The 16385-nt window shown below is 60.3% G+C and carries 10 protein-coding genes; 7 read left to right on the forward strand and 3 right to left on the reverse strand.

Annotated features, from left to right (window positions below):
* Positions 1 to 123: 123 nt before the first annotated feature.
* On the reverse strand, positions 124 to 2034 hold the full coding sequence (locus GWQ31_RS17260; RefSeq protein WP_059169246.1) for a methyl-accepting chemotaxis protein: 1911 nt from the start codon (positions 2032 to 2034) through the stop codon (positions 124 to 126).
* 258 nt (positions 2035 to 2292) lie between these two features.
* Here GWQ31_RS17260 and GWQ31_RS17265 point away from each other — a divergent pair, with 258 nt between their 5' ends.
* The 3 genes from GWQ31_RS17265 (at position 2293) to GWQ31_RS17275 (ending at position 9299) form a co-directional block, all read left to right on the forward strand.
* Entirely contained in the window at positions 2293 to 4557 is a 2265-nt protein-coding gene (locus GWQ31_RS17265; RefSeq protein WP_275909885.1) for a patatin-like phospholipase family protein, read from the forward strand.
* Between the two features lie 228 nt (positions 4558 to 4785).
* Positions 4786 to 7383, forward strand: a complete 2598-nt coding sequence (gene acnB / locus GWQ31_RS17270; RefSeq protein WP_275909886.1) for a bifunctional aconitate hydratase 2/2-methylisocitrate dehydratase — start codon at positions 4786 to 4788, stop codon at positions 7381 to 7383.
* 332 nt (positions 7384 to 7715) lie between these two features.
* Positions 7716 to 9299 carry an EAL domain-containing protein gene (locus GWQ31_RS17275; RefSeq protein WP_275909887.1) on the forward strand — a complete coding sequence of 528 codons (1584 nt, stop codon included), beginning with the start codon at positions 7716 to 7718 and terminating at the stop codon, positions 9297 to 9299.
* Positions 9300 to 9554: 255 nt separating this feature from the next.
* Here the strand turns inward: GWQ31_RS17275 and GWQ31_RS17280 are convergent, their stop codons facing one another.
* Entirely contained in the window at positions 9555 to 10304 is a 750-nt protein-coding gene (locus GWQ31_RS17280; protein ID WP_275909888.1) for a 3-oxoacyl-ACP reductase family protein, read from the reverse strand.
* Positions 10305 to 10480: 176 nt separating this feature from the next.
* On the opposite strand from GWQ31_RS17280, the gene GWQ31_RS17285 reads away from it, so the two are divergent.
* From GWQ31_RS17285 to mdtD, 4 genes are all read left to right on the forward strand, one after another.
* On the forward strand, positions 10481 to 11404 hold the full coding sequence (locus GWQ31_RS17285; RefSeq protein ID WP_275909889.1) for a LysR family transcriptional regulator: 924 nt from the start codon (positions 10481 to 10483) through the stop codon (positions 11402 to 11404).
* Positions 11405 to 11597: 193 nt separating this feature from the next.
* Positions 11598 to 12992, forward strand: coding sequence for a D-arabinono-1,4-lactone oxidase (locus GWQ31_RS17290; protein WP_275909890.1), 1395 nt, complete (start codon positions 11598 to 11600; stop codon positions 12990 to 12992).
* 71 nt (positions 12993 to 13063) lie between these two features.
* Positions 13064 to 14191: a GTP-binding protein gene (locus tag GWQ31_RS17295; protein WP_275909891.1), complete on the forward strand. Its 1128-nt coding sequence runs from the start codon at positions 13064 to 13066 to the stop codon at positions 14189 to 14191.
* Positions 14192 to 14252: 61 nt separating this feature from the next.
* Positions 14253 to 15641, forward strand: a complete 1389-nt coding sequence (gene mdtD / locus GWQ31_RS17300; RefSeq protein WP_275909892.1) for a multidrug transporter subunit MdtD — start codon at positions 14253 to 14255, stop codon at positions 15639 to 15641.
* 21 nt (positions 15642 to 15662) lie between these two features.
* Here the strand turns inward: mdtD and GWQ31_RS17305 are convergent, their stop codons facing one another.
* On the reverse strand, positions 15663 to 16151 hold the full coding sequence (locus tag GWQ31_RS17305; RefSeq protein ID WP_275909893.1) for a YbaK/EbsC family protein: 489 nt from the start codon (positions 16149 to 16151) through the stop codon (positions 15663 to 15665).
* Between the last annotated feature and the right edge of the window lie 234 nt (positions 16152 to 16385).

Raw genomic sequence — 16385 nt, forward strand, 5'->3', positions numbered from 1 at the left:
AGGGTTGCTGCCAGTATAGATATGAATTGGCCGCCTCTCGGGCAAAGGCACGGGGAATGGGCCGCAAGCCGCATAAAAAGGAGCGCCATGGCGCTCCTTTTTAGGTGTGACTCCCGACGCCGCTTACAGGCGGAAGTTGCCGACCAGCTTGTCCAGCTCGCCTGAGAGTTGTTGCAGGCTGCGGCTCGACTCGGTCAGTTGGTGGGCTATGTCGGCCGTCTCCATGGTGAGCTGGTTGATGTCTTCCACGTTGCGATTGATCTCGCCCACCACGCTGGATTGCTCCTCGGTAGCGGTGGCGACCTGGATGTTCATGTCACTGATCTGGGTGATGTGGGCCGTGATATGGCCAAGGGCGGCATTGGCTTCATCAGCCTGAGCCACCACTTCCAGACTCTGGCTGCGACCCTGGGCCATGGCACTGACCGCGCGGGCGCTTTGTTCCTGCAGCCGGTTGATCATACCCTGGATCTCGGCGGTGGAGGCGGCGGATCGGCTCGCCAGATTGCGTACCTCGTCGGCTACCACGGCAAAGCCCCGGCCCTGTTCACCGGCCCGTGCCGCCTCGATGGCTGCGTTGAGGGCCAGCAGGTTGGTCTGCTCCGAGATGCTGCGGATGGTGTCGAGTATGCTGCCAATGGAGTCGGTCTGGTTGGCCAGGGATTCAATGACACCGGCGACCTGCTCAATCTCGCTGGAGAGGCCGACGATGCCGTGGCGGGCCTGGGCGACGACGACAGCACCCGCATCCGCCTGCTCGTTGGCCTGTCTGGCTACGTCCGCCGCCAGGGAGGCGTTGCCGGCGATCTCGCCTACCGTCGCCCCCATCTCGTGAATGGCGGTCGCCACCTGGACGGTACGGTCACGCTGGGCGGTACAGTTGTGCTGGGTCAGCTGCGCCTTGCTGGCCACCTCGTTGGCTGTAGCGGCCAGTTGGCGGGAGTTGCTGGCGACCTGCTCGATGGAGCCGTGGATCTTGGCGACGAAGTTGTTGAAGCCGGTGGCAACCTGGGTCAGCTCGTCGTGGCCTTCTACTTTGAGGCGCTGGGTGAGATCGCCATCGCCACTGCCCAGTTCACGGAACAGGCGGGCCAGCTCGTTGAGCGGGCGGCTGACGGAACCGGCCAGCAGCATGCCGAGCAAGCCCATGCCGGCGGCGATGGCCAGGCTCACCAGCACAATGTGCAGTCGTGCCTTGTCCAGCTCGGCATAGATCTCGGCTTCCGGCACCTGGGCCACCAGATACCAGTCGAGCATGGGGATGTAGCTGGTGGCCAGTATCACGGCCTGGCCATCGACCTCGGCCTGGGTGGCTGCGAACGCTTGCTTGGTCAGAAGGTTGGTTGTGGTGCCGCTGGCCAGTTGGGTCAGGTTGTCCCGATCGATGCGGGCGGCATCCGGGTGCAGCTTCACCTTGCCGCTGCCATCTGTCATGAACACGAAGCCGCTGTCACCGATCCGGAAGTTGGCGAGCATGCTGACCATGCTGTCGAGGGACTTGGCGAGCCCCGCCAGACCGCGGCCGTTGAGCTGCTGGAAGTTGACGAACAGCTTCACCTCGCCATTGGTCTCGCGAAAGATGCTGAGCATCAGGTCTTGCGGGCTCTTGGTATATCCGTAGAACCAGGCGTCCTGCTCCGGGGTCAGGTTGCGCAGGAAGCCATCCTGGTTGTAGTAGGCCGCGCTCTGCCGATCGGCGAAGGAGGCGGTCACCAAACCATACTGGGCCGTCATGTCCTTGAGCTGATCGATGAGGATGGACTCCTGCTCCCTGGGCATGCCGCGGGCGACCCAGTCCAGTACGAAGCGGTCGTTGGCCAGCTGTCTGGCGGCATTGGCGACCGAAGTCAGATCCTTCTCGATCTCCTTGCCGATACGCTGGGTCAGGTTGGGCAACTCCTGCTCGAACATGCGGGTTTCGATCAGTTGTTGCGCCGAGCGCTGGCTGAAGTAACCCACCAGCAGGCAGGAGAGCACTACGGCCAGGGTGACGGTGGCCAGAATTTTCTGTTTGAGTGTCAGGCGTGCAAGCATGGGAGTGACTCAGAAGTGTGGAGACGGGATTGAGCACATATTAACGGCAGTATGGTGATGCCCTTGAGGGGCTAACCGGTTTTATTGATGGATTGCGTTTGCGCTCACAGAGGCGCGCTGGTGCAGCTCCGGTTTATCAACGAACAGCGCCTCCATCGCAGCCCTATATTGCTGTCGTGGCTGTTGCGGTTAGCTTTTCGCACTTTATAGTAAGCGTCACTGCTTACTTGGCTCGTACTGGATTCAATGGAAAATCATATGCGCATCTTTCGTCGGGGATGGACCCACCTGTTTCTGATTTTGCTGGCCAGCTTGCCACTCATGGCGGCGGCCCAGTCCGAACGGCCCAGGATTGCCCTGGTGCTGAGCGGTGGCGGTGCCAAGGGGTCGGCTCATATCGGCATCCTCAAGGTGCTGGAGGAGAAACGCATTCCGGTGGATATCATAGTGGGCACCAGCATGGGCTCCTACGTGGCGGGCATGTACGCCATGGGGCTCAGCGCCGAGGAGGTGGAGCGCACCACCCTGGCCATCGACTGGAACAAGGGATATCAGGACAAGGTCGGTCGGGACGAGCTATCCCTGCGCAAGAAGCAGCAGAGCGAGAAGTATCAGCTGCGCACCGATATCGGTGTCAACGGTGATTCGGTTCAGTTCCCGGATGGATTCTTCCAGGGGCAATCCATGGCCAGCCTGCTGCGCCATGCTACCTCCAACCTGCCGGTGCAGAAGAGCTTTGACGACTTGCCTATTCCCTATCGCGCCGTTGCCACTGATATGGAGACTGTGACGCCCTTCGTACTGGAAGGGGGCAGCCTTGCCAAGGCGATGCAGGCATCCATGTCCATTCCTGGCGCCCTCAAACCGGTGGAGTGGGAGGGGCATATCCTGGCGGACGGCGGCACAGTCAATAACATGCCGGTCGATGTCGCCAAGGAGATGGGGGCTGATGTGGTGATAGCGGTGGACATAGGCGCCAGGTTGCGCACCCGGGAATCCCTCAAGTCCGGCCTCGCCATGATAGACCAGCTCACCACCTACATGACCCAGGTCGGCACCGACAAGCAGAAGGCACTGCTGGGGCCGAAAGACATATTGCTGACCCCTGAATTTGGCAACATGGGCATTGCCGACTTTGCCCTGATGCCGGAAGGGATCAAGCAGGGGGAGGCGGTGGCCTACCGTGCCGCTACCCAGCTCGATGCGCTCTCTCTCTCTCCCAGGGAGTACGCCGCTTATCGCAACCAGAAGCTGAGCCGCCGTGCCGAGCGCAGCGGTCAGTCCGCCTACTACATCGACAAGGTGGAGATCCTCAACAAGTCACGCCTTTCCGACGAGACGGTGCGCGCCATGTTGAAGGTGAAACCCGACAAGATACAGACCAACGAAAGCCTGGAGGCGGGCATTCGCCGCCTCTACGCACTGGAGTCGTTTGACCGCATCACCTATGAGGTGGAAGAGCGCGACGGAGAGAACGTGCTGGTGGTTGATGCCAGCGAGAAAAACTGGGGGCCGGGCTACCTCAACTTCCAGTTTGGCTTCTCCGACGACTTCGAGAGCAGCTCCAACTACAACGTCGGCATGTCCTACACACTCACCAACTTGAATGAGTGGGGCGCCGAGTGGCTGACTGAGGCTTCCCTGGGCACCGCCAAGCACCTCAAGACCAACTTCTATTCGCCGCTGGAGCCTTCCCAGACCTTCTACGGCGAGGCCAGCTTTGCGTATGACAAGACCCTGCGAAGCCTTTTCAACCCGGATCCGGAAGATCAGTCTTTTAACTATCTCGATACTGAGTACTCCTTCTTCAGTACCGATCTGGCTCTGGGCTGGAATCTGCAGCCCTGGAGTCGCCTCTCGCTGGGGGTGGACGGCAAGATGGGCAGTATCGATGTCAGGAACTTGAATGGCGTGAATTCGGATGCCATCTCTTGGGGGCCTTATGTCCGTTTCGAGCACGATACCCTCGACAGCCGCTACTTCCCCTATGAGGGGGTTTTCTGGGACATCAAGGGTGGCTATTCCCATGTCCGGCTGGATTATCACAATGATGATGAAGATAACGATAACGAGCGAAATGAAGGGGTCAATTATCACCTCTCTATGATCAAGCCCTGGTCCTGGGACAGACACAGCCTGAACTTGATACTGGAAGGGGGTGGCTCCACCTCCCAGGAAGAGGTGCCACTGTTGGTGCAGGATCTGGGCGGGCTGTTCCGTATGTCAGGTTTCCAGCGCTACCAGCTGAGCGGTCGCTACAGTCTGTTTGGCGGGCTGCGCTACATCTATCGGGTGGTTGACAACGACTTTGGTGCGCTCCGGGCGCCGCTCTATCTTGGGGGCTCCCTCGAGCAAGGAGGGGTGTGGGATAAGGGGGAAGACATCAGTATCGAGAGTTCCTTCACCGGAGGATCCGTCTACGTGGGGATAGAGAGCTTCCTCGGCCCCATCTTCCTCGGTTATGGCATAGCGGAGGGAGGCAACAACATGTTCTATCTGCAATTGGGCACCACATTCGAATAACGGCCAAATGATGCCTTTTTGTTAACTTATTTCTTGCCTGGCTTTTATGTGGCGACAAAATGTGAGCAAGTTTAATTGGTTAGCCTGGATTGTCGAATATCTGTACAGGGTTTGGATTTTAATTACTCGTTAAAACTTATATAGTGAGGGGCACCCTACGGGTGTCCCGCAAGGACGATCGCCGCGAGCCTGGGCGAACCCCAAAAAAAGACCAAAGAGGAATTAGTCGTGCTTGAAACATACCGTAAACACGTCGCAGAACGTGCCGCCGAGGGCGTGGTTGCCAAACCTCTGGATGCAGAGCAGGTCGCCGCCCTGGTTGAACTGATCAAGAACCCGCCCGCTGGCGAAGAAGACTTTCTGAAAGAGCTGTTATCCTCCCGAATTCCACCAGGTGTTGATGAAGCGGCTTATGTCAAAGCCGGTTTCCTCACCGCCATCGCCAAGGGCGAAGCCCATTCTCCCATCCTGACCGCCGCACAAGCCGTTGAGCTGCTGGGCACCATGCAGGGTGGTTACAACATTCAGCCGATGATCGACCTGCTGGACCATGCCACTCTGGCCCCTCTTGCTGCCAAGGGGCTGTCTCACACCCTGCTGATGTTTGACTCCTTCCACGACGTGGAAGAGAAGGCCAAGGCGGGCAATGCTCACGCCAAGCAGGTGATGCAATCCTGGGCCGATGCCGAGTGGTTCCTCTCTCGCCCCGAGCTGGCCGAGAAGATCACTGTGACCGTGTTCAAGGTGACCGGTGAAACCAACACCGATGACTTGTCCCCTGCGCCGGACGCCTGGTCCCGTCCCGATATTCCGCTCCATGCCCTGGCCATGCTGAAAAACGCCCGTCCCGGCATCACTCCGGACAACGACGGCACAGTCGGCCCCATCAAGACCATAGATGCCCTGAAAGAGAAGGGGTTCCCGCTGGCGTATGTCGGCGACGTGGTCGGTACCGGCTCTTCCCGCAAATCTGCCACCAACTCTGTGCTCTGGTTCATGGGTGACGACATTCCGTTCGTGCCGAACAAGCGCGCCGGCGGTGTCTGTCTCGGCGGCAAGATTGCCCCAATCTTCTTCAACACTATGGAAGATGCGGGCGCCCTGCCCATCGAAGTGGACGTCTCCAAGCTGGAGATGGGCGATGTCATCGACATCTACCCCTTTGCCGGCAAGATCTGCAAGCACGGCACCGATCAGGTGCTTGCCCAGTTTGAACTGAAAACCGAGGTGCTGATCGACGAAGTGCGCGCCGGTGGCCGTATTCCGCTGATCATAGGTCGTGGCCTGACCGACAAGGCCCGCGAAGCAATGGGTCTGCCGTTCTCCACCGTATTCCGTCGTCCTGTGCCTGTGGCCGATACCGGCAAGGGTTACACCCTGGCCCAGAAGATGGTGGGCAAGGCGTGTGGCGTGCAGGGCATTCGCCCCGGTACCTACTGCGAGCCCAGAATGACCACGGTCGGCTCCCAGGACACCACGGGCCCCATGACCCGCGATGAGCTCAAAGACCTGGCCTGCCTCGGCTTCTCCGCCGATCTGACCATGCAGTCCTTCTGCCACACAGCTGCCTATCCCAAGCCCATCGACGTGCAGACTCACCACACTCTGCCGGACTTCATCATGAATCGCGGTGGTGTGAGCTTGCGTCCGGGTGATGGCGTCATCCACTCCTGGCTGAACCGCATGTTGCTGCCGGATACCGTAGGTACCGGTGGTGACTCCCACACCCGTTTCCCCATCGGTATCTCCTTCCCGGCGGGCTCCGGTCTGGTGGCCTTTGCCGCCGCGACCGGCGTGATGCCGCTGGACATGCCGGAATCCGTGCTGGTGCGTTTCAAGGGCGAGTTGCAACCGGGCATCACCTTGCGTGACCTGGTTCATGCCATCCCTTATGCCGCCATCCAGAAAGGGCTGCTGACCGTCGAGAAAGCGGGCAAGAAGAACATCTTCTCCGGCCGTATCCTCGAGATCGAAGGTCTGCCGACTCTGAAGGTGGAGCAGGCGTTCGAGCTGGCTGACGCCAGCGCCGAGCGTTCCGCCGCCGGTTGCACCATCAAGCTGGATCAGGCGCCGATCACCGAGTACCTCAAGTCCAACATCGTCATGCTGAAATGGATGTTGTCCGAAGGCTACGGCGACCCGCGCACCATCACCCGCCGTATCCGGGGGATGGAGGAGTGGCTGGCTAACCCTGTGTTGATGGAAGCGGACAAGGATGCCGAGTACGCCGAAATCATCGAGATCGATCTGGCTACCATCAAGGAGCCCATCCTGTGTGCGCCGAACGATCCGGACGATGCCCGTTTGCTGAGCGACGTGGCTGGCAGCAAGATCGACGAAGTCTTCATCGGTTCCTGCATGACCAACATCGGCCACTTCCGTGCCGCCGGCAAACTGCTCGAGAAGTATCAGGGCGAACTGCCGACTCGCATGTGGATCGCACCGCCCACCAAGATGGACAAGGATCAGCTGACCGAAGAGGGCTACTACGGCATTTTCGGTCGCGTCGGTGCTCGTATCGAGATCCCGGGTTGTTCCCTGTGCATGGGCAACCAGGCGCGCGTGGCGGAAGGGGCTTCTGTGGTCTCTACCTCCACTCGTAACTTCCCGAACCGTCTGGGCAAGGGTGCCAACGTCTACCTGGCCTCTGCCGAGCTGGCTGCCGTTGCCGCCATCCTTGGCAAGATCCCGACCGTTGCCGAGTATCTGCAGTACGCCAAGGCGCTCGATGCCACTGCGGCAGATACTTACCGCTACCTCAACTTCAACGAGATCGCCTCCTACACCAAGAAGGCCGATGCGGTGATCCTGCAGCAAGCGGTATAAGATTCCGGCATTCGCCGTCATCTGATGCAACAGAGCCCCGGCAGTGCCGGGGCTCTTTTTATTGGGTAACAGGGCTGCATACGATGCATACAGACACAAATATTTATTCAGGATAAGTGGTTCGGATGGCAAGCTGAGGTAAGCTGCACCCCTCCTTTTGTCCTGCATTGCCAGAAAGAAGAGAGGGGGATCCCCGCGACAGTCACTGCGGGAAAGCAGGGGGAAGGCCCGGTCAGCGCAGACTGGTGGGGCTTGTCGTCATAACCACATTGCCGTTTGCCTGATGCTCACCTGATTCGGGCTGGCGGGCCGTTTCTTTGGATGAATCGGTTATGCATTTTTTTTATATCGATCTCTCCCGCCGCTGGCTTCGGCTCTGCTGCGCTTTCATGGTGTTCATCCTGCCGCTGCTGGTGGGAGGATGGGCAACACACAAAAACTACATGCAGGAGCTGGAATTCGGTTCCGCCGCCGCCGCCCACAAGGCGATGACGCTCATGGAAAACATGCTGGATCACGCCGAGCGGGCCAATCGTCAGGTGCTGCCGCTGGTGGGCGCGCCTTGTGACGAGATAGATTTTCAGCTGCGTGAGCAGGTCGCACTGGTGCCTTTTGTTCGCTCGGTCAATCTGATCAAGGAGGGGATGCTGTACTGCACCTCCCTGTTTGGCTCCGTGCGTGAGGTCGATGATGCCAGCCCCTATATAGCGCGCAAGTTGCTGCTGATGCGTGGCAATCAGGTGCGGGCCAATCATCCCTTGCTGATAGTGCGCAGTGAGCAGGGAGGGCATGCGGCCTTGAGCGCCATCGATGGGGAATACCTGAGCGTCATGCTGACCCTGAGCCATCACGCCGGCAATCTCTTCATGCGGGTGGGCAGCACCTGGTTTGATGAAGCAGGCCACTATCTGGACAAGGCCCCCGACCTGCATACTCTGGCCAGAACCGAGCTGACTTCACCACATTACCCCTTCTCCATTCATGCCGGTTACGTGACCCTGGCTTACTGGCATTCGCTGTGGGATCACAAATCTCTGATCCTCTCTCTGCTGTGCGGTCTCTCGTTAGCCTTTGCACTGCTGGTATGGTGGCTGCTGGGCCGCCCGGGTTCCCCGGTCGGCGAGTTGCGCAGAGCGCTGCGGGCCAAGGAGTTTGAACCCTATCTGCAACCTCTGGTTACCACGAGTGACACCAGGTTGATGGGGGTGGAAGTGCTGATGCGCTGGCAGCATCCCAATTCAGGTCTTATCCGTCCCGACCTCTTTATTCCCCAGGCGGAGGAGTCCGGGCTGATAGTGCCCATGACGACCCTGATCATGAAGAAGGTGGCCCAGGTGTTGAGCCGGGAGCAGGCACGCCTGCCCGATGGCTTTCACATCAGTTTCAATATCAGCGCGGCCCACTGTCGCGACCTGGCTTTGCTGCAGGAGTGTCGCACTTTTCTGGCGCAGTTTGCCCCCGGCAAGATAGTGCTGGTGCTGGAGCTGACCGAACGTGAGCTGCTGGTAGTGGATCCGAATACCCTCTCCCTGTTCCGGCAACTGGATCAGATGGGGGTCAAGCTGGCCATCGATGACTTCGGAACGGGTCACTCCAGCCTCTTCTATCTGCAGCAGTTCCACGTGGATTATCTGAAGATCGACCAATCCTTTATCGGCCGTATCGGTACAGAGTCACTCTCCGAGCACATAGTGGCGAATGTCATCGACCTGGGCGCCAGACTGGGCTTGTTACTGATAGCGGAAGGGGTCGAGAGCGAATTGCAGGCCGCCTATCTGAGAGCCAAGGGAGTCGACTACCTGCAAGGCTACCTGTTTGGTCGCCCCATGCCGCTCCAGCACTTCTGTGACGATTTGCCACAGGGAGAGGCCTTGGCCGGCAGCTTGCCCGAGCTGGCGGATCCTCATCTGGGCTGAGCGGCTCATGCTGTTGTAATCCCTATTCTTTAGAACAACAGAGTATCGGATTCATGTTGCCCAAGCAGGGAATGGGCGCTTTGAGTGACGATACCAGAAGGGCGGAACAGGTTTTTTCCCCACGAGCAGACTCGCGCAGCGGTATTGCTCAAAAAAAGACCCTCCTTTGAATCAAAGGGGGGTCTTTGGCTCAGCAATCGGCTCCCGGACCAGTGCAGAGACTACTTATGGCTACTGGGAGGCTGATCCACGTGGTCAGGCGGAGAAACCACCGTCTATGGTCAGGCTGGCGCCTGTGATATAGCCCGCTTCGGGCCCCGCCAAGTAGGCGACGAAGCTGGCGATCTCCTCATCTTTGCCGTAACGGGCCAGTGCCATCATCCCCTTGAGCTGCGCCGCCGATTCCCCGTCAGCCGGGTTCATGTCGGTATCGACCGGGCCTGGCTGGACGTTGTTCACCGTGATGCCCTTAGGGCCCAAATCCCGTGCCAGGCCTTTGGTCAAACCGACCAGGGCTGACTTGCTCATGGCGTAGACGGAACCCCCCGCCATGGGAATGCGGTCTGCGTTGGTGCTGCCGATGTTGATGATGCGCCCCCCCTTGCCCATGTGGTGTGCTGCTTCCTGGCAGGCCACGAACACGCTGCGGATGTTGACGGCCAGGGTGCGATCGAGATCGTCCAGGGTCAGCTCTTCAATGTTGCCCCATACCAGCACCCCGGCGTTGTTGACCAGGATGTCCAGCCGACCAAAGGTGGTGACTGTCTGGCGGATGGCGTGCTGTACGGCGATGGCATCTGCACTGTCGGCACGGATGGCCAGCGCCTTGCCACCTGTAGCCGTGATGGTCGCGACTATCTCTTCTGCCTTGCTGGCCGAGGAGACATAAGTGAAGGCAACTGCGGCACCGTCGCGGGCGAGGCGTTTTACAATGGCGGCACCAATGCCGCGTGAACCACCCTGTACGAAGGCAACTTGTCCACTGAGGGATTTAACGGTCAACATCTGGTCTCTCCTGTCTGGTCATGAAGTCATGTCTGAGCGAGTTGGGAACTCAAGGGCATCCAATCCATCACCTGCAAGATGCGGCGTTGAATGAGCCTGTAAACAGTGTGATTGATTCCTTGAAATTGATTAAGTGGCTATTATTCCAATCTCTATTTCCTTCAGGGACTGAATCCGTGGCACTACAAGACCCGTTTCTGAGTGTCAGACACTTTGTCGCCGTGGCGCAGTCGGGCAGCTTTACCGTGGCGGCATTGGCGCTGGGGCTGACCGGCTCGGCGTTGAGCAAGAGCATAGTGCGGCTGGAGGCGCGACTGGGGGTCAAGCTGTTGCACAGAACAACCCGTCGGGTGAGTTTGACCCAGGAGGGGGAGGCGTATCTGGCCAGTTGTCTCCAGGCGATCAGAGTTTTGGAGGAGACAGAGAGCAGTTTTGCATCGGAAAAGCAGAGTCCGTCGGGTCGCGTTCGTATCGATCTTCCTTCTGCGTTCGGCCGCCGGCATGTACTGCCGATCCTGCTGGATCTGGCTGGCAGCCATCCGCAGCTGGATCTGTCGGTGACCTTCAATGAGCGCAAGGTCGATCTCATTGAGGCCAACATCGATCTGGTGGTGCGCATAGGTGCGCTGGAGGATCAGGCCGATCTCGTTGCGCGTCGGCTGGGAGAGCAGAAGCTGGTCATCTGCGGGGCCCCTTCCTATCTGGCACGACGCGGGGTTCCCCTGACCCCGGATGAGTTGTCACGGCACGACTGCATCATTGACTGGCGCTCTGGGCATCGCCATAGCTGGCTGCTCCGAAATGGCGCAGGCCGGACTGAGGCTTACGACATCCCGGTACGCTATGAAATGGGGGATGGTGAGGCTGTGTTGGCAGCGGCGCTGGCTGGTCTTGGCCTGGTTCAGGTGCCGACCTGGCTGGTCAACGAACAGCTGGATTCGGGAGCGCTGGTCTGTGTGCTTCATGACCAGTCCGGTGGCGAGATGCCGATCAATGTCATCTGGGCCAGGAGCCAGCACATGCAGCCCAAGCTGCGCGTAGTGGTCGATGCTTTGTTGCTGGCGGCGCAAAAGAGTGGCAGTGGTTTCCGGGCCCGCTGAATCTGTGTCGTCACTGTCCGGCAGTCACATGCGAGCCAGGGAGGCATCTTGTGCCCGCCAGGTGTCGTGACCTGTCAGCGCAGAGCCGGCAGCTCTCCTTATCCACCCCCGACTGTAGGGGCTTGTTTTTCATGCCTTGTGGTCCACTTTTCGGTAGAATTGCCGCTCATTTAGAAGTCAGATGAGGCGCGGTATGACGGTCAAGTTCCAGGCATTTCACAGCATCAAGGCGATCAACAATCGGGAGGTGCTGTTCAACTGGTCCAAGACCAACCCCCTCGGCGCCCTGGATCAGGTGTGGCGCCCGAAGAACCGCGACGAGCTGCAGGCGCTGCTGCGTGAATACCCGGAGCGCAAGCTGCGGCTGATCGGCTCAGGCCTCTCCTTCGAGCCCATTCACAGCGTCTATGCCGAGGGCAGTCAGGCGCTGCTGGTGGATTTGTACCTGCTGCGCGGCCAGCTGGCGAAAACCGCCGATACCGTCACCTATCAGGCGGGCACGCCGCTCGATACCATCTACGCCGATCTCATCGCCATGGAGCGGATGCTGCCGGCATCCCCGGGCGTCATCGGCATCCAGACGCTGGGCGGTGCGCTCAGCACAGGCACCCACGGCCAGGGGCTGCACCAGTCCGCCCTGTGCGATGCCGTGGAGGCGATGACTGTGATGCTGGCCAATGGCGACATCATCCGGGTCGATCGCACCGATCCGCGCTTCGGTGCCTTCGTAATGGGGATGGGCATGCTCGGCATATTGCTCGACGTGCGCCTTCGCACCGTGCCTAACCGCATCATGCGCTGCACCAAGTTCACCACCGACTATCCCTTCCTGCTCGAGCACAACGAGCGGCTCAATCGCGAGCACGGCTTCGTGAAGAGCTGGTGGTTCGCCTGGACCGGCGAGAGCCACATCTGGCTGGTGGATCCCGCTTCCGAGGAAGAGGTGGCCCGTTACCGTGCCGCCGGCAGCGAGCCGCTGCTGCTGGAGGGCGACATCGATGCCCGCATGAACGCCACCATAGATGCCACCCTGCAGAAAATGGCGAAAGACACCAAGGATGAGGCGCTGGCGGGGGAGCACTTCGAGACGGTGCGCCGCTTCAAGGATGCCTCCGATCTGGTGGGCAACGTCTACCAGATCCTCTGCAAGGGGATTCCGGCTCCCCAGATCAACTGCGAGGTGGCGGTGCCGCTGCACCGCATGAATGAGGCGCTGGAGACCCTGCAAGCGTGGCAGCAGGCCAACCCGGGCGTATTGCACTACCCCTTTATCCTGCGTTGTACCGGTCCCTCCGAGGCCTGGCTCAGCGCCGCCTACGATAAATCGGTCTGCTGGGTCGGTTTTCTGGTCTATCTGGCGGCGGACGGCACCTTCGTCAACGGCTCCATGGAGCAGATGCGGGAGTTGCAGCAACTGCTGGTGCCCCTCGGCGGCATTCCCCACTTCGGTAAGCATCTGGCGATGGATCTCTACGACTTCCCGGCCCTGCTGCCGCGCTGGAACGACTTCCTGGCCCTCAAGGGCGAGCTCGATCCCCATGGCCGCTTCGAGAACCGCTGGCTCAGCGATCTGTTCGCCAACCGGTAAGGATTGAACATGACCCATATGCAAGATACCCGCGCGCTCATCACCCTGCCGACCAAGGGGGAGTCATCGATATGACAGATATGCAAGACACCCGGATCCCCGTAACCCTGCTGACCGGTTTTCTCGGCAGCGGCAAGACCACATTGCTCAACTACTGGGTCAAGCAGCCGGAACTCGGTGAGTGCGCCGTGCTCATCAATGAGTTCGGCTCTGTGGGGCTGGATCACCATCTGGTGCAGCAGGTTGACGAGCAGGTGGTGCTGCTCGACTCCGGCTGCATCTGCTGCTCGGTGCAGGGTTCCCTGGTGGAAGCGCTGCAGGGGCTGTTCATGCGCGCCATCCAGCGCAAGATCAAGCCGTTCAAAAGGCTCATCATAGAAACAACCGGTCTGGCCGATCCGGCGCCCGTGCTTTTTACCCTGCGCGAAGAGGGCTTTATCGCCCAGCGCTACCGCTTCGATGGCACAGTGACAGTGGTGGATGCTGGCCATATCGAGCAGCAGCTGGCGGCTCAGTATGAAGCGGTGAAACAGGTGGCGCTGGCGGATCTGCTGGTGGTGAGCAAGGGGGATCTGGTGGATGGCGATCAGCTGGAGCGCGTCGAGGCCCAGCTGGCCGCCCTCAACCCGGCGGCCCCCATCGAGCGGGTCACCAACGGCGAGCTGTCGCCTGCGGTGCTGGAGAAGCTGGGTGCCTACAACGAGGCGGCGGGGCGCGACGTGCGCCAGCTGCTGGCCTGGCTGCGCACCGAATCCCCCAAGCAGGGGCTGGCCTCGCCGATGCAGCCGAAGATGAAGCCGTTCGCCGCCAAGGTGGGCACGGCCGCGCCGACCCACTTCGAGCACGGCAACATAGAGAGCTTCTCCCTGCGCATCGGTGAGCCGCTCAAGCCATCCCGCCTGCTGGCCGCCATCGATGCGGTGCAGGTCCAATATGGCGATGCCCTGCTGCGGCTCAAGGGGATCTTGCAGCTGGAGGGAGAGAGCCAGCCCGTGGTGATCCACGGCGTCCACGGCCAGCTCTATCCGCTGCAGGCATTGGGAGATTGGCCGGAGGGCAAGGCCCAGTCCCGGCTGGTGTTTATCGTGAAAAGTCAGGACAAGGCGGGGATAGAGCGGTTGTTCCTGGATACGCTCAAGGCCCCCGAGCCCAGTCTGGAAGAGCAGCTCAGAGCCATGCTCGGCCAGCCGGATGCCTGACAGGCTGATATGACCCGCTTTCGTGCGGGTCTTTTTTTATCTGAAGAGGAGGTGGCTGCTCATGCCCGATAGCACACACATGGTTACGCCTGCCCAACGCAAGTGGCTGCCGCCGCTGGCGGCGGTCGGCTTCTTCATGCAAACCCTGGATGGCACCATCCTCAATACGGCCCTGCCCAGCATGGCCGAAACCCTGGGGGAGAGCCCGCTGCAGATGCAGTCGGTGATCATCGCCTACATGCTGACGGTGGCGTTGCTCATTCCCGCATCTGGCTGGTTGGCGGACCGATTCGGCACTCGCCGTATTTATCTGGCGGCTATCCTGCTGTTTACCCTGGGGTCTCTGGCCTGCGCCGCCGCCAATACGCTGCCCATGCTGGTGGCCGCACGGGTGTTGCAGGGCATAGGCGGCGCCCTGCTGATGCCGGTGGGGCGCCTCGCCGTGCTGAGGGTCTACAGCAAGCACGAGCTGTTGCGGGTGATGTCGTTCGTCACCATCCCCGGCCTGGTGGGGCCCTTGATCGGCCCGGCACTGGGCGGCTGGCTGGTGGAGGTGGCGAGCTGGCACTGGGTGTTTCTCATCAACCTGCCGGTGGGGATACTCGGCTTTATCGCCAGCTGGCACTTCATGCCCGACCTGCGTCAAGGCACGGCAAAGTTCGACTGGCAGGGCTTCGTGCTGTTCAGCGCCGGCATGGTGCTGGTGTCGGTGGGCTTGCAGGGGCTGGGTGAGCACAGCATCTCCACTGGTTGGGCGCTGTTTGCGTTGCTGTCCGGCCTGGCCGCCATGGCGAGCTACTGGCTCTATGCCGCCAATGCCGAGCAACCGCTGTTCAGTCTGGCGCTGTTCAAGACATCCACCTTCGCCATCGGTGTCTGGGGCAACCTGTTTGCCCGCCTCGGCAGCGGCGCCATGCCCTTCCTCACGCCGCTCTTTCTGCAACTGGGGCTGGGGTTCTCGCCGAGCAAGGCGGGGATGACCATGATCCCCACTGTACTCGGCGCCATGCTGACCAAGACGCTGGTGAACAAGCTGATTCCGCTCATCGGTTATCGCCGCATCCTGATCGGCAACACCCTGGCACTGGGGGCCATGATCGCCAGTTTTGCCCTCATCGATAACCAGCTTCCCTATGGGGTGCTGCTGGGCTGGCTGATGGTGTTTGGCGCCATCAACTCATTGCAGTTTTCCGCCATGAATACCCTGACCCTGCAGGATTTGAGCCCGGAACATGCCAGTAGCGGCAATGGACTGCTGTCTGTGGTGATGCAGCTCTCCATGAGCTTGGGGGTCGCCATCGCCGCCAGCCTGCTGGGGCTCTTCTCCGCCGGTTCGTCAGCCTCGGGTGGGCAGTGGCTGGCCGGTTTCCACCTCACCTATTTGTGCATCGGTCTCATGTCCATGCTGGCGGCTCTCATCTTTGCCCAACTGGCAAGCGACAAGGCGTGATCCGGTCGCTGTCGTCAGCAATCAGGCTTGAATCGTGGTGAGATAGCTGACCTGGCAGGGTAACTGGGCCAGCACTCGGGGCAGATGCTCGGTCGCCAGGATAAAGGTCTGCTCCGGGTGGCCCGGCGTCCAGGTGAAGGCATCATGGGTCAACAGGGCAGAGTCCACCAGCAAGGGAATATCAGCCCTCGGCAGGAAGGGGCAGACGGCTCCCGGCAGGCAGCCAATCTCTGCCTGCATTTCCTCGGCGGTGCAGATAGACGGCTTGGCACCGAGCGCGGCCTTGACCGCCTTGTTGTCGAGTCGCCCCCCTTGATGGGTCAGCAGCAGGGCGAAGCGGCCATCCTTGAATTTGAGAAACAAGGTCTTGCTGAACACCGCCTGCCAGCCAAAGCGGGCCCTGACTCTTTCATCGGTGGCGTAGTCGAGGATGGGTTCGTGCTGATAGCGCTGGTGAGGCAATTGGGCCAGTAGCTGGTAGTTGAAGTCGTGAATGGTATCGAGCGGCATGGGGGTCTCCTGTGGCGAGCCCGATCCTGCCAGCCATGGGGGGTCGGGCCCAATCACACTTTCTTATGGCGGATAAGCCGCCTTGCAAGATGCAACAAGGGCACCCTAGGGCTGTCTCTTGATCACATCTGTTGATGCTCAAGAGACAGTGCCAGTTCATAGCCTTCAAGGAGGGTCTGTAACCTAAACCAGCCCTCCCATAACACCGCTATCGAGGCTCGCCCCGTTCTCTTG

It is taken from the genome of Aeromonas sp. 2MA4 (genome assembly GCF_029237305.1).
GTDB classification, from domain to species: domain Bacteria; phylum Pseudomonadota; class Gammaproteobacteria; order Enterobacterales; family Aeromonadaceae; genus Aeromonas; species Aeromonas salmonicida.

Coding starts and splice junctions, on each gene's coding strand:
- GWQ31_RS17260 (WP_059169246.1), bottom strand. CDS start 2,034: ATGCTTGCACGCCTGACACTCAAACAGAAAATTCTGGCCACCGTCACC.
- GWQ31_RS17265 (WP_275909885.1), top strand. CDS start 2,293: ATGCGCATCTTTCGTCGGGGATGGACCCACCTGTTTCTGATTTTGCTG.
- GWQ31_RS17275 (WP_275909887.1), top strand. CDS start 7,716: ATGCATTTTTTTTATATCGATCTCTCCCGCCGCTGGCTTCGGCTCTGC.
- GWQ31_RS17280 (WP_275909888.1), bottom strand. CDS start 10,304: ATGTTGACCGTTAAATCCCTCAGTGGACAAGTTGCCTTCGTACAGGGT.
- GWQ31_RS17290 (WP_275909890.1), top strand. CDS start 11,598: ATGACGGTCAAGTTCCAGGCATTTCACAGCATCAAGGCGATCAACAAT.
- GWQ31_RS17295 (WP_275909891.1), top strand. CDS start 13,064: ATGACAGATATGCAAGACACCCGGATCCCCGTAACCCTGCTGACCGGT.
- mdtD (WP_275909892.1), top strand. CDS start 14,253: ATGCCCGATAGCACACACATGGTTACGCCTGCCCAACGCAAGTGGCTG.
- GWQ31_RS17305 (WP_275909893.1), bottom strand. CDS start 16,151: ATGCCGCTCGATACCATTCACGACTTCAACTACCAGCTACTGGCCCAA.